Below are 19,345 nucleotides of genomic sequence, written 5' to 3'. Positions count from 1 at the left end.
TTCGTGCGTGCGTGCTTCCGGTGCCGAGCGTGGTGGTGATGATACTGATGACGTCCGCGCCGCCCTCGGTGAGCCCCTACCCCCGGCCGGGCGCCGCCGACCCCTCTGGCTCCTCGGCGCGTCCCCGGACCTCGTTGCGAAAGTCGATCGGGGTGCGGCCCGCGCGTTGCATGAAGAACTTGCTGAACTGGGAGGGCGTGACGAAGCCGAGGTGGTCCGAGATCTGCGCCGCGCTCTCGTCGCCGTGCGCCAGCAGACGCTTCGCCTCCAGCACGACCCGGCGGTCGATGAACTCCTTCGCGCTGAGCCCCGCGCCCGCCAGGGTCGCCCGGGCGAGGAGGTGTCGCAGAGCCGCGATGTGCAACTCCAGGGGCAGGTGGCCGAACGACTGGAACTCGTGACTCAGGTGGTCCGCGGCCATGGTCACCGCCTCGGCGTCGGCGGCGACGGGAGTGGTGACGACCGGTGCGTGCGGATCGTCGACCCTGGCGGCTGTCGCCGTGGCCGGGTCGAGCACGTCCTGCTGGAAGAGGATCAGGGTGCCCTCGGCGCGGGTGAGGTCGCCCCACTGGTGCACCTGGCCCGGGCGTACCCACAGCCAGGAGCCCGGGCGCAGGGCGTAGCCGTCGAAGTCGACGACGCGCCGGAGGCCGCCCGTGGTGAGCGTGAGTAGATGGTGGAAGTCGGGGCGCTGGGGCCGGGCGAGGGTGTGCTCGGAGACGCGCCGCCGCAGCTCGGCCAGCGACATGACCTCGACGCCTGCGGGCGTGCCGGCGGGCGAGGAGAACGGGATCTCCGGGATGTCGCGCGGGGCATGGTGTCGGCTTTTGGCCATCATCAGCCGCAAGTTTATGCAGTTACCACCCCACCCTCGGTGGAAAGCTCACCGTCGTCACCAAAGGAAGAGGCGTACACATGTCCGAGACAGCAGCAGATTCCGCCGCCACGATGGTCGTCACCGGCTCCACCGGTCGGCTCGGCGGGCGCGTCGCCCGGCGACTGGCCGAGCGAGGCATCCCGCAGAAACTCCTGGCCCGCAGCCCGGAGCGAGCACCTCGGCTGACCGGGGCGGTCGCCGTGCGCGGTGACTACGCCGACCAGGACGCCGCGCGGGAGGCCCTCGCCGGAGCCCGCACCCTCTTCATGGTCTCCGCCTCCGAGAGCGCCGACCGGCTCGCCCAGCACAAGACGTTCGTGGACGCCGCCGCGGAGGCGGGTGTGCGGCACCTGGTGTACGTCTCCTTCTACGGAGCGGCACCCGACGCCACCTTCACGCTGGCGCGCGACCACTTCCACACCGAGCAGCACATCCGCGCGAGCGGCCTGGCGTACACCTTCCTCCGGGACAACCTCTACGCGGAGTTCGTCCCCGATCTGGCCGGCGAGGAGGGCGTCATCCGCGGCCCGGCGGGAAGCGGGCGCGCCGCGTTCGTCGCCCAGGACGACATCGCCGACGCGGCCACCGCCGTGCTGTCGCGGCCGGACGACCACGCGGGCATGACGTACGACCTGACCGGACCCGAGGCGCTCTCGCTGGACGATGCGGCCACCGTCCTGTCGGAGCAGCTCGGACGCGCCGTCACCTACCGGCAGGAGACGGTCGAGGAGGCCTACGCCTCCCGTGCCTCCTACGGCGCTCCGGCCTGGCAGTTGGATGCCTGGGTGTCCACCTACACGGCCATCGCCTCTGGTGAACTCGACGGCGTCAGTGATGCCGTGCCCCGTCTCACCGGGCGTCCCGCCACGCCCCTCGCCGACGTCGTCCGCGCCGTGACGCGCTGATCCACTCCACCAGAGACCAGGCGTGTCGCTTTTTGACTATCAGCGGTCGCTGTTCCTCCGGGGTGACAAGGGCCCCTGCGCCGTGGACCGCTGGGTCGCCGTCGACTACCAGCAGCACAGCGCGCTCGCCGCCGACGGGCCCGAGGCCTTGCGGGGCCTCGTCGCCGGCCTCGGCGAGGACTTCCGCTACGAAGGCGCCCGGGTCATCGCCGACGGCGATCTGGTCGCCCTGCACGGCACCTACCACGGCTTCGGCCCGGACCCGCTCGTCGGATTCGACGTCTTCCGGGTCGACGCCGACGGCAAGCTGGCCGAGCACTGGGACGCCCTGACCCCGCTGGTCGGGAACACCGTCTCCGGCCGCTCCCAGACCGACGGCTCCACCGCCGTCACCGAGACCGACAGGACCGACGCCAACCGCGCCCTGGTGGCCGAGTTCGCCGAGAAGGTCCTCGTCGGCGCCGACCACTCGGTGCTCACCGACTACATCTCCACCGAGACCTACCACCAGCACAACACCGATGCCGCCGACGGACTCGACGGCTTCGGGGCGGCCGCGGCCAGGTGGGCCGACCTGGGCAAGAACCTCGTCTACAAGAAGGTCCAAAGGATCATCGCCGAGGGCGAGTTCGTCCTGACGCAGTCCGAGGGCGAGTTCGGCGTGGTGGTCGCCTACTACGACCTCTTCCGGGTCGCGGACGGCAGGATCGTCGAGCACTGGGACGTCATCGCCTCCGTACCCGCCGAACTGCCGCACGGCAACGGCCTGTTCTGACGAACGCCCGGCTCGACACCGCCTGGATCCTCATCAGGACCCGGCGGCCTCGGTCGCTCGGTCACAGTGTCGTGTGTTCGCCGAGGTGCTGCTGGGCGAAGCCGAGGCTGTCCCTGGTCGCGCCCGCGTCGGGAGCGGCCTCCAGAGCTGCACCGGCGAAAGGGGGCCCGGCGATGATCGGCGCTGCCATACTCCACCAGATGAAATCGATGGACCCTTTCCGTGACGAAGCCCGTGACCGCGCGTTACCGGAGGACGAGGTCGAGCGGTGGCTCGGGGCCGTCCGGCCCTGTGTGATGCTGAGCCCGGCCGGTCAGGGGCCGCCCGACGGCGTGGTGGCGGGGCGGCTCGGCGGGCTGCCGGCTCTGCCGGAGGGCGAGCCCGTGCCGGACCTGCCGTTCCTCGCCTCGGTCGACCTTGCGGCGATCCCACCGGGCTCGACGGACCTCCCGCTGCCGGCGGACGGCACGCTGCTGTTCTTCGCGGACACGGAGGACCCGTGGGGCGACGACGACTGGTCCCGGCTCGTGTACGTCCCGGTCGGCACGCCCGTCTCCGAACGTGCCCCGGACGGGGACTGGCCGCCGCAGGTCCACCCGGTCCAAGATCTCCTTCTGGCGATCTCCCCCTCGCTGCCCAACCGCGGCTCCGACACGGAGGAGTTCCCGCACGGCGGTGAGCTGGGCTCGGTGTGGTGGAAGACCTGCGGCGAGATGCAGACGGACGGGCCGGTGCAGATAGGCGGCTATCCGTGGGTCTGGAACGCGGATCCCCTCACCGATCACGACCACGGCCCGGGCGACTGGGTGCTGCTCGCGGAGGTCGGGGGCGAGGACCTGACCGAGGGCGAACTGGGCATCGTCCACTGGGTCATTCGCCGGGACGACCTGGCCGCCGGCCGCTTCACCGAGGCCCGTGCCTGCTTCGACATGGCCGGCTGACGCAGCCGCACGGCCGTGCCGCCGCTGTCAGGCGCGCCATCAACGGCACCAACGGGCCACAGGACCAACGGGACCAACGGGACCAACAGCATCCGCGGCCTCAGCGGCAGAGCGCCATGATGGTGTCGTCGAAGTCGGGGAACTCCTCCGTGGCCAGCTCGATCACGGCGGCGGCCGGCCGACGCCGGTCCGGTGCGAACCGTTCGGCGACGGCCCTCAGCTGGGGATCCGGGCGCGGGATCCGGTCGGGTTCGTAGGAGGTGGCCGCTTCCCAGGGGCCGAATCCGCCGGCCAGCAACCACAGGAAGTCCCCCAGGTCGCGCGCCACGACACCGGTCTCGCCCTCGGAGCCGAGGAAGACGACGGGTTGATCGGCCAGGGGGCGGCCCGGCCGGATCAGCCAGAACGCCGCGTACCCGCCCGTGCCGTCCTGGCCGAAGACGCGGAAGGCGTCGCCGTCGAGTTCGCCGTTGCCGGTCCAGGCGCGGAACCAGTCGGTGGTGTCCTCGGCGGACAGGAACGCCTCGAACGGCTCGAGGTCGATCCCGTCACCGCCCACGTACACGAAGGGAACAGCCAGGGCTGCGGCGAGCGGGGCGGGGAACCGTCGATCATCGGCGGGTGTCACTCGCACAGGTTAGCGACAAGCCGGCCGGCGAACGACCGAGCCTCGGTCAGTGGTCGACCGCGGGCAGACGGGCCAGGCCGGTGTCGGCCATGATGCGGTCCACGGTCTCCCCGAGGGCGCTGTCAGCGCCGATGACGGTCTCGATCCCGCCGGGCAGCAGATCCCGGGGCCGGTACCAGTCCCGCAACCGGGTCCCGTCGACGACGTCGGCGATCGGCTTGGTGGCGTGCCGGGCGAGGGTCTCGTCGAACGGGACGTCCAGGTAGTAGCCGTGGGTCGGGCCGCGATGGTCGGCGCGGAGCCGGGCGAGCATGTCGCCGTAGCGGTCGGCGTACAGGATGCCCTCGACGACGACATGGAACCCCGCGTCGAGGGCGTAGCGGGCCGTCAGGTCGATCAGGCCGATGTTCGCCGCGCCCGGCCGGTCGTGTTCGTGGAGGACCGTGCGGCGGAGGTTGTCCTGGCCGACCAGGGCCAGTCCTCGGCCGAACCTCTCCCGCAGGCCGGCCGCGACGGACGACTTGCCCGAGGCACTGTTGCCGCGCAGCACGACCAGTCGGGTCTCTTCGGTGCCCATCATCACGACGATCACGCTACCGATGAACAGTGTTGGCGCAGGGTCGATTTCCGCTGCCGGGGGATTCCCGGCCGTCGAGGACTTCCCCGCTGCCTGGAGATTCCCCGCCGCCCGGGACTCCCCCGCTCCCGGGGGTGGGCAGCCCTTCGTCGAGCAGTGTGGCCACGGTCTCCGCGCAGCTTCCGCAGCCGCTGCCGGCGCGGGTGCGGTGCCGTAGCGCCGTCGGGTCGGTGCAGCCGCTGCGGACGGCGGAGCGGAGCGTGCCCGCCGGGACGTTGTGGCAGTGGCAGATCACCGTCTCGTCCGGCAGGGGTCCGACGGCCACCTGCCGCCCCGGCGGGCGGCCCGGGGACGACGAGTTCCTCGACGGGGGCGGGCAGCGGACGGCCGCTGCCCACCAGGGGGCGCAACGCCGCGTAGCCGGAGGAGTCCCCGACGAACGTCCCCCCGAGCAACCGCCCGTCGCCCGAGACCCGCAGACTGCGGTGGATCCCGGCCCGTGTGTCGAGGTGCGTGGCCTCGAACGCCCCGGTCGTCTCCTCCAGCCGATCGCCGAGGGAGGCGACCACGACGCCGAGCAGCTTCAGCCGGGTCGCAGTGTCCCAGCCGGTGAAGGTCCGTGTGCCGCCGGTCAGTCGGTCGGCGACCACCCGGGCAGGTGGTCGTAGTCGATGACCCGGCCGGCGGCCGTGGTGACCCGGCGGTGCAGGCGGTCGACCGTGACGGCCGGGTCGCCGAGGTGGGTCCGGATGCCGGTGCGGTCGGCGAAGCCGGGCTCGCCGAGGAGTAGGCCCGTGGGTCCGGTCCGCCGGAACAGGCGGTTCTCCGGGTCGGTCTCCTCGAAGTACCGGGAGAGCTGGAGGCGGTCGACGTCGGCGGCCATGTGGGTCGGTGGCCGCCGGCTTGTCGCTGGCGCCGTAGCCCCGCAGGTCAGGACAGACCACCGTGTGCTCGTCGGCGAGCCGCTCGGCCACGTGTCGCCACATCAGGTGGGTCTGGGGAAAACCGTGCAACAGCACGACCGGGCTGCCGCTGCCGCCGACAGCTGCAGCCAGCTCCACACCGTCCGCACCGGGAAGGCGGACGTGATCGAAGCCGGGAATGGTGAGCGTCATGAAGGTCGTCTTTTCGGCTGGGGGGACTTGACCGGATCAGCTTGGGCGACGGCGATCAGCAGCCGATCAGTACGGTTGGGCGCAGCCGGCCCCTGGCGCGGAGGATGGGGGCATGCGAATCAACGTGCTCGGTGCCGTGCAGGCCTTCCGCGACGACGGCAGCCCGGTTGACCTGGGCGGACCCCGCCATCGTGAGGTACTCGCCCGGCTCGTCGCCGCCGAGGGACGGATGGTCACCACCGACACCCTTGTCGATGACCTGTGGACCGATCCGCCTGCCCGCGCCGTTGGTGCTTTGCGTACGTTCGTCGCCGCGCTGCGCCGCGCCCTCGAACCCGACCGACCGCCCCGCAATCCGCCGCGCGTCATCGTCACCGAAGGTCCCGGCTACGCGCTGCGCCTGTCGCGCGAGGACGTGGACGTCCGTCGGTTCCAGGACACCCTGGCCCGAGCCCGCCGCAACCCCGCCGCGGTGACCGACCTCGGCGCGGCACTCGCGGCCTGGCGCGGACCCGCCTACGCCGATGTGACCGGCTCCGCATGGGCGCAGCGCGGGCGGACCCGGCTGGAGGAACTGAGGTTGGAGGGGGTGGAACTGCGCGCCCGCATCCTCCTCGACTCCGGGGAAGGGGCCGATCTCGTCGCCGAACTGGGTGCCCATGTCGCCGAACACCCGTGGCGCGAGCCGGCCTGGGAGCTGCTTGCCCGCGCGCTGTACCGCGCGGGCCGCCAGGCCGACGCGCTTGCCACCCTCCGCCGTGCCCGCGCGATGCTCGTTGACCAACTCGGACTCGACCCCGGTGGCGACCTTCAGCGCCTGGAGACGGACATCCTCAACGGGTCCGCGCCCCCCCCCGAAGCAGCACGTACCGCGTGGACCGGCCCTGGTGTCCGGCTCGGCCCGCGCACCACCGTGGATCTGGCCCGCACCCTCGCGCTGGCGGGTGGCGACGCCCTCGTCCACTCTCGGCGCGACCGCCTCGCCGCCATCCAGGCGGCGGAACGCACGGGAGACCTCTCCCTGACCGCCCGTATCATCGGCGCCTACGACGTGCCCGCCCTCTGGAGCCGGGCCGACGACCCCGCGCAGTCCCGCGCCGTCGTCGCGGCTGCCGAGCGCACGCTCACCGGGCTCGGCCCAGACGGCCCCGCCGACCTGCGCGCCCGCCTCCTGGCCACGGTCGGTGTCGAGAGCCGCAGCGCCGATCTGTCCGGGACCGAGCTGAACCACGCGCAGCAGGCGGCGCGACAGGCAGAGGAGTTGGCACGGCACCTGGCCGATCCCGCCCTGCTGGCCTTCGCCCTCAACGGGGTTTTCCTGCAGTCCTTCACCCGCCCCGGGCTCGCGGCAGCACGGGACAGGACCGGCGCCGAGATCCTCGACCTGGCCACCCGGCACGAGCTGCCGAACTTCGCCGTACTCGGCCGACTCGTCCGCCTGCAATCCGCCTCGGCCCTCGGCGACCTCGACGCCGCGACCTCACACGCCAATGCAGCCGACCAGCTCGCCGGCACCACCGAGGCGCCCCTCGTCTCCGTCCTCACCGGGTGGTTCAGGGCCCGTGCCACGGCCGCCCGCAGCGCCGAACCCGGCGGACCGACCGCCGCCACGGCAGCAGCGCACTACCGCGCTGCCGAGGACGCCCTCCGGACGGCCGGAATGCCGGGACTGCACCGCGGCCTGTTCCCGCTCGCCCTACTGGGACTGCGCCTGCTGCACGACCGGCCCGCGCCCACCGACCCGCACCTCGACTGGGGCCCGTACAGGCCCTGGACGCGACCCCTCGTGCTGCTCGCCCAGGACCGGGGCGAGCAGGCCCGTACCGCCCTCGCTGCAGTGCCCGAACCACCGCGTGACCACATGCAGGAGGCCATGTGGTGCCTGACCGCACGCGCCGCCGTACGCCTCGGCGAGCGCGGAATCGCCGCGCACGCTGCGGCTGCCCTGCGTGATGCCTGTGCAGAACACGCCGGCGCCGCCAGCGGAATGCTGACCCTGGGCCCGGTGGCGCGGTACCTGGCAGAGGCGGAGGCATGCGCCGGAGCGGGATAAGCGACCGCAGTCCGCGAACGCCGAGCCCGCTCGACCGCAATTACATCCGGGAGAAGACCCTGGAGGGCCAACAGACCGCCGCAGCCAAGGGCAACCACGGCGGACGTCCCAAGGTCATCGACGACGACATGCTCACCTTCGCTGTCGCACTGAAGAACGAGGGCGTCCCCGTCCCTGACATCGCGAAGAAGCTGACGATCAAGACGGGCAAGAACGGGAGGTCCGTCCCTCCTCCTCTGCCCGGAGCAGCTCTTTGCCCATGGCGTCCCGCGCCCCACCCGAGACGACGTGCACCGTCCACGGCTGGGTATTGCTGTTCGAGGGGGCCGTCTGCGCTGCCGTGTCGTCGGCAGCGTGATCAGTCTGATAGCGATCCTGGACCCCCTGCGTCGGTGCTGGGCCTCCACGGCTCGTCGGTGCAGCGCTGCCAGAGCAGCACCCGATCGTTCCACACGTACCGGAGTACGCGTTCCCGTCCGTCGTCCACCCGCACGCGCTTGGAGGACGTGGCCCATACATCGCTGGAATCCACCCAGATGTCGTGCACGTTGTAGCCGCACACCCTGCTTTCCCAGGTGACAGTCAAGTCGGCGATCACCGGATCAGCCAGGTCCAGACGACCGAACTGGGCAACTGCCTTCGCGGGCAGCAACGGGTGAACGACGACAACGGCGTTGTGTGCAGTGGACAGACGTAACACACCGCCGTCGGAGGGACGGGCGGCGGCGAGCGTTCGTATCGCCCCCAGGAAGGCCGGAGCCGCCGAGATGGCGTCCTGCGTGCGTGCACGGCTACCCCGCTGCCCCAGCCTGTCGCGTACGGCCTGAACACTCTGTTCGCCCAAACGAGTACCTACCGCGCCGAGGAACGCCGAGGCCAGGAGCCCGCCTCCCGCTGCGACGGCGACCAGGAGAGCATCCCATCCGTCGTCGGATTCCTCACTGACCGCCAGTTCTCCGGATCCTCCGGGGCTTTCGGGTTCGTTGCCCCAGTCGTCTGCGCTGTCGTCCATGTCGTAGTAATCGCTCATCAGTCCCCCCAACAGCCATGTGCACGTTGATGCTGCACCGCAGACTGGCCCGCGAGTACGATCACCGGCCCGACACGTCCGCCTCGCGCGTCTACTGGGCCTCGATCGCGAACATGACCCGCCGCCTCACCACACCGAGTCCAGCCTGGCGCGACGCCCTCGGACTGGCCGCGTGAACGTCCTCGATCTCCTGGCCGACCTCCAGGCCCAGCACGACAAGACCGCAGCCCGTGCCGACGAACTGCGTGACCAGATCCAGCACTTGACCGCCGCCCTGACCGAGACCGAAGCGCGACTCGCGAACCTGGTCACCACCCGGAAGGTCATCGCCGAACTCGCACCGGCTTCAGGCCAACCCGCACCACCCGAGACGAACACCGCCTACCAGGCCATCGTGAAGACCTTCAACCAGCATCCCGATCAAGAGTTCCGAGCCCGTGAGCTGCGCGAACGCCTCGGCATGCCCACCGACGAGGCATCCGTCAACATCACCCGCAGCCGCCTCGGACGCCTCACCCGCCAAGGCTTCCTCACTCAACCCGGACGAGGCCGCTACCAGAAGCGGACTTAACGTCCACTCAGATGGCGGCGCTGCGTCTGTTCCTCGGCCTGGTCGGCCAGCTGCGGGTGCCGGTGGCGGCAGGGCTGGCGGAGCAGGCGTGTACGGCCCGCTGTGATCGCAGCGCGCGGCGGTGGCTGTTGTACTTGACAGCCGAGCAGATGGAGTCAGTGGCGTACGGGCTCTGGCTGCATCGGATGACTGGATCGGCGATGGAAGCCAACCACTTCGCCCGCAACTACGGCATCACCCACCACCCCGCTCCACACTCCCGGTCGGTAGCCCGTTTGTAGGGGGTTCTGCCCTGCGACGTATGTGGACTCGTGTGGAGTCGTCTCCGGTGTCGTGGGTCAGGCCGCTTGGTCCCACCGCACATGCAGGGTGGTGGGTTTGCGGAAGACCAGCCCGTAGGGGGCCGCGGGGTGGCCAGGGTCGAGGCGCAGTGCGGGGAGGCGTTCGAGTAGGTGCTGGAGGGCGATGCGGGTCTCCAGTCGGGCGAGGTGCGCCGCGAGGCAGTAGTGCGGGCCGTGTGCGAAGGCCAGTTGCAGACGCGCGTTCTCGCGGCGGACGTCGAACAGGTCGGGGTCGGAGAAGACGGCCGGGTCGCGGTTGGCCCCGGTCAGGGAGACGGTGACGAGGTCGCCGCGGTGGATCGTGGCCGGGCCGAGGACGGTGTCACGGGTGGCGTAGCGGTCCACGACCGCCGCGCCGGGTTCGAGGCGCAGGGATTCCTCGATCGCGCCGTCCAGCAGGTCGGAGTTGGCCCGGACAAGGGCGAGTTGGTCGGGGTGTCGCAGCAGGTGCAGCAGCGCGTTGGTGATCATCGCTTCGGTGGTCTCGATGCCTCCGAACATCAGTACGGCGGCATTGGATGCCACCTCGGGCACTGTCAGCTGCCCGGCGGCCGAGACCAGGAGAGAGGAAGCGTGCCGGTCGGCCACGGTGACTTCCACCGCAGTTCTCAGCTGCGCGTACGCCGCGAGACCCGCGGGGCCCGCCTCGTGGCCGGCGGTGATGTCCGAGACCGACTGCACGATGGAGTCGTACCAGGCGAGCACTGTCTCCCCGTCGGTGCCGACCAGCCCCAGCGCCTCGGTCACGACCGCGACCGCAAGGGGGCCGGCGAAGGCACGTCGCAGGTCGACGGCGCCCGCCGGCTCCAGCCCGGTGATGAGCCTGTCGGTCTCCCGCTCTATGAACGCGGCGAAACCGTCACGCACGGCCCGGGGACGGAAGGGGGAGTTGAAGGGCTCTCGGTGCCGGGTGTGCTGGTCGCCGTCGAGCGAGAGCATGCTGGGGCCGACGATCTGTGCGGTGGAGAACCGGGGGTCATCGACAGTGAAGGTCGCGGCGTCCCGCATCACGCTGAGGGCGAGATCACGGCGGGTCACCAGCCAGCCGTCCAACTCGGGGACCCAGGACACCGGCTCCCGCGCACGCAGCAGCGCCAGCCGCGGATGCGGGTCCCGGGCGAGTTCTGCGAGCGTGGTCGTGGCACCGAGCGGACAGGATTCGACGACGCTCGTGGCGCGCCTGTCGGGCAGGGATGAACCGTTCACGCTGCTGACGCTAACAAATCGCTCCGATATGCCGGGCTGGAGCCGAGGACAGCAGCCGGACCTGGTTCTGGGCGTGCCTGGCGGCATGGACCCGGTACAGGTGACCGGGAGCATCCCGAGTCTCGCCGCCTACGCGACCGGGCGCCCCGTACCCCTCCGTCCTACCGGCGGCGGATAGGTACCCCGGCCGCCCGCGTGACTGTGAGCGCCACCCTGCGGATCCGCTACGAGATACGAGCCGACCTCCACCTCGGACTGCTCCAACTCGCCTGCAGCATCATCTGCTTGAGACGGCTCCGAACCTCATTCCTAAATGATCAGTTAGACGTCGTCTCATTTGGTGAGTCTGCGGTAGCAGATGAGGCTGCAGGCGATGGCGGTGAAGGCCAGGAAGTGTTCGGCCTTGCGTTCGTAGCGGCGGTGTAAGCGACGGCAGCCGCCCAGCCAGGACATCGTGCGCTCGATCGTCCAGCGGTGCCGGCCCGGTCGGGTGGAGGACTCGATGCCCTTGCGGGCGATGCGGTGCCGGATGCCTCGCTTGCGTAGCCAGCGGCGCAGGTGGTCGTAGTCGTATCCCTTGTCCGCGTGCAGTTTGGCGGGCCGTCGCCTGCGCGGGCCGCGGCGAGAGCGGATCGGCGGGATGCCGCGCACGAGCGGCTCGAGTGCCTGGCTGTCGTGCAGGTTCGCGCCGGAGATCCCGATCGAGAGGGGTAAACCGGTCCGCTCGGTGATCAAGTGGATCTTCGAGCCCTTCTCGCCCCGGTCCACAGGATTCGGACCTGTCAGGTCCCCCCTTTCAGGGCCCGCATGTTCACCGAGTCGATCGCACACCGCGACCAGTCCAGGTCTCCGCGCGAGCCCAGCTCGTCGAGGATGAGGCGGTGCAGCTTCGCCCAGACCCGGGCGGCACTCCACTCGATGAAGCGCCGGTGCGCGGTCGGCCCTGAAGGGCCGAAGACCGGCGGCAACTGCCGCCAGGTACAGCCCGTCGTGGCCACGAAGATGATCGCGGCCAGCACCTCGCGATCCCCGTATCGCCGCCGACCGCCGCCCTGCGGCCGCGATGGAGCAGGCGGGACCACCCGCTCGAACAGCTCCCACAATTCATCCGGTGGCGTTCGGCGCCGATCTCGTCGGCCACCGCGGACGCGACCTCGGTGGCGAAGCGGATGCGGTTGGCGATCGGGCCGCGGTAGCGGTCGGTGCGCTGATTGGTGTTGCCGGCGAGGAACTGGTGGACGAGGTAGCCGTTGGCGCCGTGGATCTCGACGCCGTCGAAGCCGGCGGCGACGGCCGCCGACGCCGCGTGCCGGAACTCGTCCACCACACCTGCGACCTCTCCAGTGGTCAGCGCCCGTGGGGTGGGCATGTCCTGCAGGCCGGAGGCGGTGTACATGCCGCCCTGGGGCCGTACGGCCGAGGGGGCGACCGGCTGGCGGCCGTGCGGGGTGTTGTCGGGGTGCGAGATGCGGCCGGTGTGCATGAGCTGGACGACGATGCAGCCGCCGGCGGCGTGCACGGCGCCGGTGACCTCCTGCCAGCCGGCGATGTGCGCCTCGGTGCAGATGCCGGGCGTCAGCATGTAACCCTGTCCGCCGGCGGAGGGCTGGGTGCCCTCGGTGATGATGAGGGCCATTGAGGCGCGCTGACGGTAGTACTCGCGGTTGAGGTCGGTGGGGACACAGTCCGCCCGCGAGCGGTCACGGGTCATCGGAGCCATCACGAGGCGATGCGGAAGCTCGATCGCGCCGACGGTGACGGGGGTCCAGAGAGTCAGAGTCATTGTGTTCTTTCCGTGCAGTGGGTGGCTGGGTGGTCGCGGTTCAGATCGACTTGAGCACCCGGACCCGATCGGCGATGGCACGCCGGGCGACGTCGGAGGTGAAGGCGATGGAGTCGAACTCGTGCGGGGCACCGGGGTGCAGGTGGAATTCCACGGACACCCCGGCCCGGCTGAGCTTGGTCGCGTAGGCGGTGTCTTCGTCACGGAAGACGTCGAGCTGGCCGACCTCGATGTAGGCCGGGGGCAGTCCGGTGGCGTCCTCGAGGCGGGCCGGGGCCGCCGTGGCCGGGACGTCGGGCCCGCCGACGGCCTCACCGAGCAGAGCCGGCCAGGCGGTGCGGCTGTCGTCATAGGACCACAACACGTAGGGCGCGATGTGCGGGTCGGGGGTGGTGGTGCGGTCGTCGAGCATGGGCATGATGAGGATCTGGCGGGCGATCTTCGGGCCGCCGCGGTCGCGGGCGAGGATCGACACGGCCGCGGCCATGCCGCCGCCGGCACTGTCGCCCATCACACCGATCCGGCCGGGGTCGACGCCCAGCGCGGACGCGTGCTCGTGCAACCAGCTCAGCGCGGTGTAAGCGTCCTCGAGCGGGGCCGGGAAGGGGTGTTCGGGTGCGCGGCGGTACTCGACCGACAGCATCGGCACGCCGCTGGCGGACACGTAGCGGGAGACCGGTCCGTCGAACAGGTCGATGTGGCCGAAGATGTATCCGCCGCCGTGGAAGAACAGCACGGCCGGGCCCGGTGCGGCGCCGTCCTTGGTGTACCAGCGCATGGTGATCCGGGTGCCGTCGTCGGCGGTCGCGTGGTGCTCGCTGGTCGTCACATCAGCCGGGACGGGCTGGGCGGTTCCCGCAGCGCCGATGATCGGCTCCCACAGGACGCGGCGGCCCTCGATGTCGCCCACCGCCAGCGGTGGGGCGTCCGCCATCGCACCGGCCATCGGGGCCAGTGCCTCGGCGATCTCGGGATCCAGCGAAAGTGACATGGTCTTTTCCTAACCGTCCTGCTCTGGACTGTTCTGATGGGAGATGACGGGATGTCAGGCAGTGGGGAGACGATGATGATCTTGCCGAGCAACGCACCCTGGGCGGCCCGGTTGTGGACGGCCGACAGCTCGGCCAGCGGCACTAGCTGCGCCACGTCGACGCGCAGTTCGCCGGAGTCGACCAGCGCCACCAGCCGCGACAACTGGAGCGGCGTCGCTGTTGACGAACAGGTCGATGCCGCGCACGCTGCGCTCCTCGTCGGAGGGGGCGGGCATCCACGCGGTGGTGTTCACCAGCACTCCACCGGAACGGATCAGGCCGGGCAGCGTGGCCGGGTCGACCGGAGCGAGGTTGAGCACGACGTCGACCGGCTCGGTCACCGCCGCGGTCACCTCGGTGGTGGTGTGGTCGACGATCTCGTCGGCGCCGGCCGTCTCAGCGGGTCCGCACGGTGCGGCGCGCGGCGTGGGTGGTCAGGTGAGGGACGCCGCCCATCGGTTGATGAGGTCGTCGGTCTGCGCCCGCCTTCCGGTCGGGCACGAATGCATCCGGGTCGTCGCCTGCGTACAGGTAGTCGTGATCGCCGGCAACGACGAGGACCGGAAGGCGAACCGAGCCGGGTGGTCAGTTCGGCGGCGAAGCCGGGTACCTCCGCGGCGGTCGTGGTCGCCTTGGCTCTGCTCGGGCTGCGCGGAAGGTCATGCTCATAGCGGGTCCTCAAGGGTCCGGACAGCGGCGCTGTCCTCCTGCCAGGACACTCTGCGCCGACCCGCTGTCCGGTCGCCACGGCCTGTGCTGCTCAACCGTGCTCAGCGCTGACCAGGGGGCACTCCTGCGGCAACGATTGTGGCTGGATCGGTGTGGATGGCGTGGCCGGTTGTCGCAGCAGTTGTTCGGTGAGGCGTTCCTTGGCCAGGGCGAGGTGGCGCCGGTAGGTGCCGTAGGGCACGCCGAGCCGTCGGGCGGCAGCCCTGTGGGTACGGGGGGCCGTGATGTAGGTGGTGGTGAGAGCTTCGTGTGCCTTGACGCCCGCAGGATCGGTCTGCAGCGCGTCGAGCGCGGTGAGGATGGCGCCGCGCAGGTCGGCGGTCGGGTCGGATGAGCCCGGCGGCACGAGATGGGAGTGCAGCAGGACGCTGGTCGCGAATGCGCGGGGGGTGTGCCAGGTGCGCAGCGCCTCCAGCGCTCCTTCCTCGAACGCGGCGCGCGACAGTTGGTGGCCCGGGCCACTCGCGGAGGCAGTCGTGGGCCATGTCGCTACGGGCGTGACCGTGGCGCGAGCCCGGTGTCGCACCCACTCCTCCACTGTTTGCCGTCGCCAGTCCCGGCCGAAGATGTGCTGGTGCCTCCCGTCGACGTCCACGGCCGCGAGCTCCGGCATCCCGGCCTCGGCGAGGTAGCGTCCCCACCGGTCGGCGTCTTCGAAGACGGTGAAGGTCACCGCGCGTCCGTGGGCGCGCATCTCCTCGGCGATGGTGCGCCGGCTGGTGAGCTCCATCAGGGGTGAGGGCCGCTGGCGCCCGCCGGCCTGCACCGCGAAGCGGCGGATACCTAAATGCTCGCCCGGCCCGAGGGGGGCCGCCGCCTCCACGAGGCCCCAGACTGCTGCGATCACCGGGTCCGCTGCACGGTCCTCGGGCAGGGGGGCGTCCAGCCGGAGGACGGCCATGAACGACACAGGTGTGCAGGAGCCCGCGTAGCGGTGGACGCGGAATGCCTCCGGCTGACGGCGCAGCCAGTGCGCGACAGCGGCCGCCGATTCCGGGCCTTCGGCTTCCTCGGCCATGCGCAGCACGCCGGGCACGTCCTCGGGCCGAAGCGGAGTGTCCTCAATATGTGGGTGCGTCCGGTGGTTGTAGAGATTGCCGGATCCGCCCTGGTGGCGGAAGAGGAACATCCACTCCGCGACCCGCAGGAGCGCGTCGTCGTCGGCGGCGCCGCGTACGGCCCGCAGGCCCGCGAGCGAGACGCGGACGCGGATGTCGTCGTAGCGCTCGGGGTCCCGCCAGCGCAGGTCGGCCTCGAGGGTGGCTCGCACCGCATCGTGCGGGTGCAGCCCCTCGGGGCTGGCCTCGATGTAGGGCAGCTGGCGCAGCCAGGAGAACACCGTGTCGGTGTCCTCGTCGCCCAGCACCGCGCGCAGCAGGGGCTCGCGGGTGACGTATGCCTGCGCGACGACTTCGAGGGCGCGCCGGTGGACGGCGCTGGGCAGGTCGCCCACCAGCCGTTCGACCAGGGTCGTCAGGACGTCGCCGGCCGGCTCCCACAGTGCGCCGGGTGTCGCGGCAGGTACGGAGGCGGCCAGCGAGAGAGCGAGCGGACTGCCTCCCGCGAAGGCGACGAAGGCACCCCGCTGCTCGGCGGGAACACCCCGGGCAGCGAGCAGGGCGTGGGACTGGGCGGCGTCCAGCGGCCGCACGGCCAGTGCGGTGAACAGCTGTGCCCATCCAGGGTCCAGCGACCACTCGGCGTCGGGGGCGACCCTGCCGGCCACCACCACGACCGCATGGTCGGCGAGCCGCGGCAGGAAGCTCTCACGCAGCCACGCCTCAAGGGGCTGACACTGCTCGAAGGTGTCGATGAGCAGCACCGCACCGGGTTCGGCGCAGGCCAGGGCCGCGGCCTCCTCCAGCCGGCGCGGGTCGGCGTCGAGGAACCGTCCGTCCACGTGTACCACGCGGCGGCCGATGAGCTCGGCCTGCCGGGCGGCGTAGCGCACCAGCGAGGACTTGCCGATACCTCCGGGACCGTGCAGGTACACCACGAGCGGAGCGTCCGGCGCCCCCGACAGCATCCGGTCGAGCACCGCCCGCTCCGGCTCCCTGCCCACCAACCCACCGTCTCGTGCCGCGGCCAGCCGGTCCGCCAGTCCCACCGCTCCCAATCCGCGCTCCTCATAAATAGCGGTAACAGTCGGCCTGTCCGCGGTCGCGCCGCCGGAGCGCTCATCACGGTCACACCACTCGACACGGCCCCATCCGTGACCGGAGCGGGTCCGGGACCAGCCGGGGCCCCGGTCACGTCGAACTATCTGAGGCGGGCCGCCCGGGCCCGCCTGCCTGCGGGCTAGAGAAACTCGCTCCTGTAGGTCGCGGCCAGCTCGGCCGCACGGCGGCGACGCTCCATGAGCTCGCCCTCCGACAGCTGGGGCGGCGGCGCGTCCTTGCCCGCGACGACATCGCCGATGCGCAGGAAGTACTCGTTCTGGCCGGCGGGGGTGCACATGCACAGCATGCGGGCCGGCGCACCCGAGACATTGCGGAAGTTGTGCGGCGCGTTGGCCGGAACGTTGATCGTGGACCCGGCCTGCACCGTGTGCTTCTCGCCGCGGAAGGTGAACTCGATCTCGCCATCGAGGATCGTGAACATCTCCTCGAAGTCGTGCCGGTGCGGCGGCGGGCCGCCGCCGTCGGGCACGCGCACCTCGATCAGGCAGTACCGGCCGTCGGTCTGCTAGCCGGTGACCAGCATGGCGTACGTGTTGCCGACCAGTGAGACGTATGTGGTGCCGGGGTCCTCCGGGTTGGCCACGGTCAGGGACCGGGACGGATCGTCATCGGGAATCATCGCGGTCGTCTCCTCGAAGGTCGGTCAGGTGGGGATCAGTGGTCGGCGGGACCACGAATTCGTCACCGGGCAGTGCCCCTGCGGCGACTCCGGCCCGCACAGCGGCAGCCCAGTCGGCGGCACTCGCGGGCGGAAGATCGTCAACGGTTGAACTAAGGCCAAGAGTAGGAACGGCCGTGCGAAGGAAGCGTGTACGTTTGCGACACGAGATGGGATCCCGGCGACAACTCCATGCGCGCGGAGGGCAGATGAGCAGCAGACCGAGCGCCAAGGTGGGCGCGTTCACCATCGACGTCGACTCCACCGGTACGGGGCGGGGGACGTGGGAGTTGTTCGTCGACACCTGGAACGACCGCATGGGAGACCTCTACCCCCTGCCGGAGTTCAGCGCTTCCACGGTCGACGGCTTCGAGGGAATCATGCGCTCGGTGACCCTGCAGGACACGGTCGTCAACGAACTCTGGGGCTCCTCATCCGTGCGCACCCAGGCGGTCGGCACGCACGAGCACGACCACATCAGGCTGTACGTCGGGCTGCGAGGTGTGACGACCCTGCGGGACCCGCACGACCAGGGCGATGACGCCTACGTCTCGGCCGGCACCTACTTCATGCACCACGTCGTGACGGAGAACCACTTCCAGACCACGCCCGAGATCGGCAGGCGCATCTTCATCTTCCCCGGTGACGCTCTGCGGTCACTGGTCGCCGGGAAACCACGCACCGGCCGGGCCACCTCGCCCGCGGCGCAGATCCTCATGGCACACACCACCATGGTCCAGCGGACCGTGAGACACCTCGGCCCGGCGGGCGTGCACGCGGCCCGCAACGCCCTGCTCGAACTGGCCAAGGGGCTGGTCCTTGACCACTTCGACGACCGCGAGCCCACCTTCATCCCGGCGCTGGCGCAAGCGGCCAAGGATCTGGCCGATGCCCGGCTCACCGACGCCGAGTTATCGCCGGCCACGATCGCCGCCCACCTGCACGTCTCCGTCCGCACCCTACAGCGGGCCTTCGCGAGTCTGGACGAGCCGTTCAGCGCCTACATCCGTCGCCGACGCCTGGAGGAAGCGGCCCGGGCACTCACCGCCCCCGGATCACGACTCACGGTCTCCGAGGCCGCCGCGCGCTGGCACTTCACCGACAGCAGCCACTTCATCCGCGTTTTCAAGAAGCAGTACCAAGCGACACCGGCGCAATTCGCACGCCGACCAGCCTGATGACCCGGCCTGACTCCGCCCCCGTTCCCCGTTCACCGGCGACTGCGGGCTGCCCGGCGTCCTGTCGTGTCCTGATCCGCTGCGGTCGCCGCGGCCCCGATGCCTGTCGAGTCCTTATGCTCCACCTTTGCGGCGGCGAGGCGCGGCCGAGCGAGGCGGCGTCGAGCGCATGTGCTCGCGTACCGGCGCCAGCAGGGCGGCGAGTGTCTTGACGTCGTCGCGTGACAGCGGTTCGAACAGGAGACCGCTGACCACCTCGACGTGACCCGGCAGCACCTTCGCGAGCAGCTCACGTCCGGCGTCGGTGAGGGTGACGGTGATGCTCCGCTCGTCGTCCGGTGAGGGAGCGCGGACGACCAGGCCCTCCTTCTGGAGCAGATCCACCTGGTAGGTCAGGCCGCTGCGGCTGTAGACGACGCCGTCGGCGAGGTCGGTCATGCGGTGGCTGCCTGTCGGCGAGTCCCCGAGGCGGGCCAGCAGCTGGAACTGCACATAGCTGAGATCGCCGGTCTCGCGCAGCTGCTGCTCGACTGCATGCCGGAGCAGGCTGGTCACCTCGATGAGGTCGAAGTAAGCGCCGAGCTGTACGGGGTCGAGCGACGGCGGTGAATCAGGCATGACGGGAGTCTACTGCTTCGAATTCGAAGAGTGGGGTGTGCCGTGCGGCGTGCGGCCCTTCCAGCCACCGCAGGCGGAGCTGGAACTGAACTCCTCCGCGAATGCCGGTGTCCTCCCGGGCGAAGTGAGCCGGACGCGAGGGTCTCACG

Annotated in this window: 21 protein-coding genes and 2 pseudogenes; 8 read left to right on the top strand and 15 right to left on the bottom strand. The window is 70.8% G+C overall.

Going from position 1 to position 19,345, the window contains the following annotated elements; translation table 11 throughout:
• Positions 1-76 precede the first annotated feature (76 nt).
• Positions 77-838, bottom strand: coding sequence for a helix-turn-helix domain-containing protein (locus PUR53_RS18310; protein ID WP_329908915.1), 762 nt, complete (start codon positions 836-838; stop codon positions 77-79).
• A gap of 77 nt (positions 839-915) precedes the next feature.
• Here PUR53_RS18310 and PUR53_RS18305 point away from each other — a divergent pair, with 77 nt between their 5' ends.
• Complete coding sequence (locus PUR53_RS18305; RefSeq protein ID WP_329908914.1) at positions 916-1,782, top strand: SDR family oxidoreductase; 867 nt, start codon at positions 916-918, stop codon at positions 1,780-1,782.
• Between the two features lie 22 nt (positions 1,783-1,804).
• Complete coding sequence (locus tag PUR53_RS18300) at positions 1,805-2,557, top strand: nuclear transport factor 2 family protein (protein WP_329908913.1); 753 nt, start codon at positions 1,805-1,807, stop codon at positions 2,555-2,557.
• Positions 2,558-2,618: 61 nt separating this feature from the next.
• Here the strand turns inward: PUR53_RS18300 and PUR53_RS18295 are convergent, their stop codons facing one another.
• The gene (locus PUR53_RS18295; protein WP_329908912.1) at positions 2,619-2,747 is read right to left on the bottom strand and encodes a hypothetical protein; all 129 of its coding nucleotides are present in this window, start codon (positions 2,745-2,747) and stop codon (positions 2,619-2,621) included.
• A 10-nt stretch (positions 2,748-2,757) separates the two neighbouring features.
• On the opposite strand from PUR53_RS18295, the gene PUR53_RS18290 reads away from it, so the two are divergent.
• Entirely contained in the window at positions 2,758-3,498 is a 741-nt protein-coding gene (locus tag PUR53_RS18290) for a DUF1963 domain-containing protein (protein WP_329908911.1), read from the top strand.
• 100 nt (positions 3,499-3,598) lie between these two features.
• Here the strand turns inward: PUR53_RS18290 and PUR53_RS18285 are convergent, their stop codons facing one another.
• The 5 genes and pseudogenes from PUR53_RS18285 to PUR53_RS18265 all read right to left on the bottom strand — a co-directional run.
• Positions 3,599-4,126, bottom strand: a complete 528-nt coding sequence (locus PUR53_RS18285) for an SMI1/KNR4 family protein (RefSeq protein ID WP_329900718.1) — start codon at positions 4,124-4,126, stop codon at positions 3,599-3,601.
• Positions 4,127-4,172: 46 nt separating this feature from the next.
• The gene (locus PUR53_RS18280) at positions 4,173-4,706 is read right to left on the bottom strand and encodes an AAA family ATPase (RefSeq protein WP_329908927.1); all 534 of its coding nucleotides are present in this window, start codon (positions 4,704-4,706) and stop codon (positions 4,173-4,175) included.
• Positions 4,707-4,719: 13 nt separating this feature from the next.
• Entirely contained in the window at positions 4,720-5,028 is a 309-nt protein-coding gene (locus PUR53_RS18275; protein ID WP_329908910.1) for a (2Fe-2S)-binding protein, read from the bottom strand.
• A gap of 306 nt (positions 5,029-5,334) precedes the next feature.
• Positions 5,335-5,586, bottom strand: a complete 252-nt coding sequence (locus PUR53_RS18270; protein WP_329901076.1) for a hypothetical protein — start codon at positions 5,584-5,586, stop codon at positions 5,335-5,337.
• Position 5,587: 1 nt separating this feature from the next.
• A pseudogene (locus PUR53_RS18265) lies at positions 5,588-5,818 on the bottom strand (alpha/beta fold hydrolase); the annotation flags it as partial.
• A 112-nt stretch (positions 5,819-5,930) separates the two neighbouring features.
• On the opposite strand from PUR53_RS18265, the gene PUR53_RS18260 reads away from it, so the two are divergent.
• Positions 5,931-7,871 carry an AfsR/SARP family transcriptional regulator gene (locus PUR53_RS18260; protein WP_329908909.1) on the top strand — a complete coding sequence of 647 codons (1,941 nt, stop codon included), beginning with the start codon at positions 5,931-5,933 and terminating at the stop codon, positions 7,869-7,871.
• Between the two features lie 358 nt (positions 7,872-8,229).
• On the opposite strand, the gene PUR53_RS18255 is transcribed toward PUR53_RS18260, so the two are convergent.
• Positions 8,230-8,901, bottom strand: coding sequence for a hypothetical protein (locus PUR53_RS18255; RefSeq protein ID WP_329900719.1), 672 nt, complete (start codon positions 8,899-8,901; stop codon positions 8,230-8,232).
• Positions 8,902-8,930: 29 nt separating this feature from the next.
• On the opposite strand from PUR53_RS18255, the gene PUR53_RS18250 reads away from it, so the two are divergent.
• Genes PUR53_RS18250 through PUR53_RS18240 form a run of 3 tightly spaced genes read left to right on the top strand, consistent with a single transcriptional unit; the run spans position 8,931 to position 9,753 of the window.
• Positions 8,931-9,077 (top strand): hypothetical protein, encoded by a 147-nt coding sequence (locus tag PUR53_RS18250; RefSeq protein ID WP_443078281.1) that lies wholly within the window; start codon positions 8,931-8,933, stop codon positions 9,075-9,077.
• Positions 9,074-9,472, top strand: coding sequence for a hypothetical protein (locus PUR53_RS18245; protein WP_329900720.1), 399 nt, complete (start codon positions 9,074-9,076; stop codon positions 9,470-9,472). The genes PUR53_RS18250 and PUR53_RS18245 overlap by 4 nt, the downstream gene beginning before the upstream one ends.
• An 11-nt stretch (positions 9,473-9,483) precedes the next feature.
• The gene (locus PUR53_RS18240) at positions 9,484-9,753 is read left to right on the top strand and encodes a DUF6417 family protein (RefSeq protein ID WP_329900721.1); all 270 of its coding nucleotides are present in this window, start codon (positions 9,484-9,486) and stop codon (positions 9,751-9,753) included.
• A 57-nt stretch (positions 9,754-9,810) separates the two neighbouring features.
• Here PUR53_RS18240 and PUR53_RS18235 read toward each other — a convergent pair whose 3' ends face one another.
• The 6 genes and pseudogenes from PUR53_RS18235 to PUR53_RS18205 form a co-directional block, all read right to left on the bottom strand.
• Positions 9,811-11,019, bottom strand: a complete 1,209-nt coding sequence (locus PUR53_RS18235; protein ID WP_329900722.1) for a cytochrome P450 — start codon at positions 11,017-11,019, stop codon at positions 9,811-9,813.
• Positions 11,020-11,352: 333 nt separating this feature from the next.
• Positions 11,353-12,122, bottom strand: a protein-coding gene (locus PUR53_RS18225) for an IS5 family transposase (RefSeq protein ID WP_329908908.1) whose coding sequence is annotated in 2 segments (ribosomal slippage) — positions 11,353-11,804 and positions 11,804-12,122 — 771 coding nt in all. Because the reading frame shifts where the segments join, the coding sequence is not laid out codon by codon here.
• Between the two features lie 11 nt (positions 12,123-12,133).
• Positions 12,134-12,802, bottom strand: a pseudogene (locus PUR53_RS18220) (oxidoreductase); the annotation flags it as partial.
• A gap of 40 nt (positions 12,803-12,842) precedes the next feature.
• Entirely contained in the window at positions 12,843-13,793 is a 951-nt protein-coding gene (locus tag PUR53_RS18215; RefSeq protein ID WP_329900724.1) for an alpha/beta hydrolase, read from the bottom strand.
• Between the two features lie 800 nt (positions 13,794-14,593).
• Positions 14,594-16,669, bottom strand: a complete 2,076-nt coding sequence (locus tag PUR53_RS18210; protein WP_329908925.1) for an ATP-binding protein — start codon at positions 16,667-16,669, stop codon at positions 14,594-14,596.
• Positions 16,670-16,860: 191 nt separating this feature from the next.
• Positions 16,861-17,217 (bottom strand): cupin domain-containing protein, encoded by a 357-nt coding sequence (locus tag PUR53_RS18205; RefSeq protein WP_329908907.1) that lies wholly within the window; start codon positions 17,215-17,217, stop codon positions 16,861-16,863.
• A gap of 392 nt (positions 17,218-17,609) precedes the next feature.
• On the opposite strand from PUR53_RS18205, the gene PUR53_RS18200 reads away from it, so the two are divergent.
• Positions 17,610-18,578 (top strand): helix-turn-helix domain-containing protein, encoded by a 969-nt coding sequence (locus PUR53_RS18200; protein ID WP_329900726.1) that lies wholly within the window; start codon positions 17,610-17,612, stop codon positions 18,576-18,578.
• 114 nt (positions 18,579-18,692) lie between these two features.
• Here PUR53_RS18200 and PUR53_RS18195 read toward each other — a convergent pair whose 3' ends face one another.
• Positions 18,693-19,196 carry a MarR family winged helix-turn-helix transcriptional regulator gene (locus tag PUR53_RS18195; protein WP_329900727.1) on the bottom strand — a complete coding sequence of 168 codons (504 nt, stop codon included), beginning with the start codon at positions 19,194-19,196 and terminating at the stop codon, positions 18,693-18,695.
• Between the last annotated feature and the right edge of the window lie 149 nt (positions 19,197-19,345).

Source organism: Streptomyces sp. SP18BB07, assembly GCF_036322545.1.
GTDB classification, from domain to species: domain Bacteria; phylum Actinomycetota; class Actinomycetes; order Streptomycetales; family Streptomycetaceae; genus Streptomyces; species Streptomyces deccanensis.
This window is presented reverse-complemented; position numbering and strand designations above follow the sequence as displayed.

What these genes read in the sequence shown, in the direction of transcription:
- PUR53_RS18200 (WP_329900726.1), top strand. Translation starts at nt 17,610, where the DNA reads ATGAGCAGCAGACCGAGCGCCAAGGTGGGCGCGTTCACCATCGACGTC.
- PUR53_RS18255 (WP_329900719.1), bottom strand. Translation starts at nt 8,901, where the DNA reads ATGAGCGATTACTACGACATGGACGACAGCGCAGACGACTGGGGCAAC.
- PUR53_RS18290 (WP_329908911.1), top strand. Translation starts at nt 2,758, where the DNA reads ATGAAATCGATGGACCCTTTCCGTGACGAAGCCCGTGACCGCGCGTTA.
- PUR53_RS18270 (WP_329901076.1), bottom strand. Translation starts at nt 5,586, where the DNA reads ATGGCCGCCGACGTCGACCGCCTCCAGCTCTCCCGGTACTTCGAGGAG.
- PUR53_RS18240 (WP_329900721.1), top strand. Translation starts at nt 9,484, where the DNA reads ATGGCGGCGCTGCGTCTGTTCCTCGGCCTGGTCGGCCAGCTGCGGGTG.
- PUR53_RS18280 (WP_329908927.1), bottom strand. Translation starts at nt 4,706, where the DNA reads ATGATGGGCACCGAAGAGACCCGACTGGTCGTGCTGCGCGGCAACAGT.
- PUR53_RS18310 (WP_329908915.1), bottom strand. Translation starts at nt 838, where the DNA reads ATGATGGCCAAAAGCCGACACCATGCCCCGCGCGACATCCCGGAGATC.
- PUR53_RS18215 (WP_329900724.1), bottom strand. Translation starts at nt 13,793, where the DNA reads ATGTCACTTTCGCTGGATCCCGAGATCGCCGAGGCACTGGCCCCGATG.
- PUR53_RS18305 (WP_329908914.1), top strand. Translation starts at nt 916, where the DNA reads ATGTCCGAGACAGCAGCAGATTCCGCCGCCACGATGGTCGTCACCGGC.
- PUR53_RS18260 (WP_329908909.1), top strand. Translation starts at nt 5,931, where the DNA reads ATGCGAATCAACGTGCTCGGTGCCGTGCAGGCCTTCCGCGACGACGGC.
- PUR53_RS18250 (WP_443078281.1), top strand. Translation starts at nt 8,931, where the DNA reads ATGCTGCACCGCAGACTGGCCCGCGAGTACGATCACCGGCCCGACACG.
- PUR53_RS18195 (WP_329900727.1), bottom strand. Translation starts at nt 19,196, where the DNA reads ATGCCTGATTCACCGCCGTCGCTCGACCCCGTACAGCTCGGCGCTTAC.
- PUR53_RS18295 (WP_329908912.1), bottom strand. Translation starts at nt 2,747, where the DNA reads ATGGCAGCGCCGATCATCGCCGGGCCCCCTTTCGCCGGTGCAGCTCTG.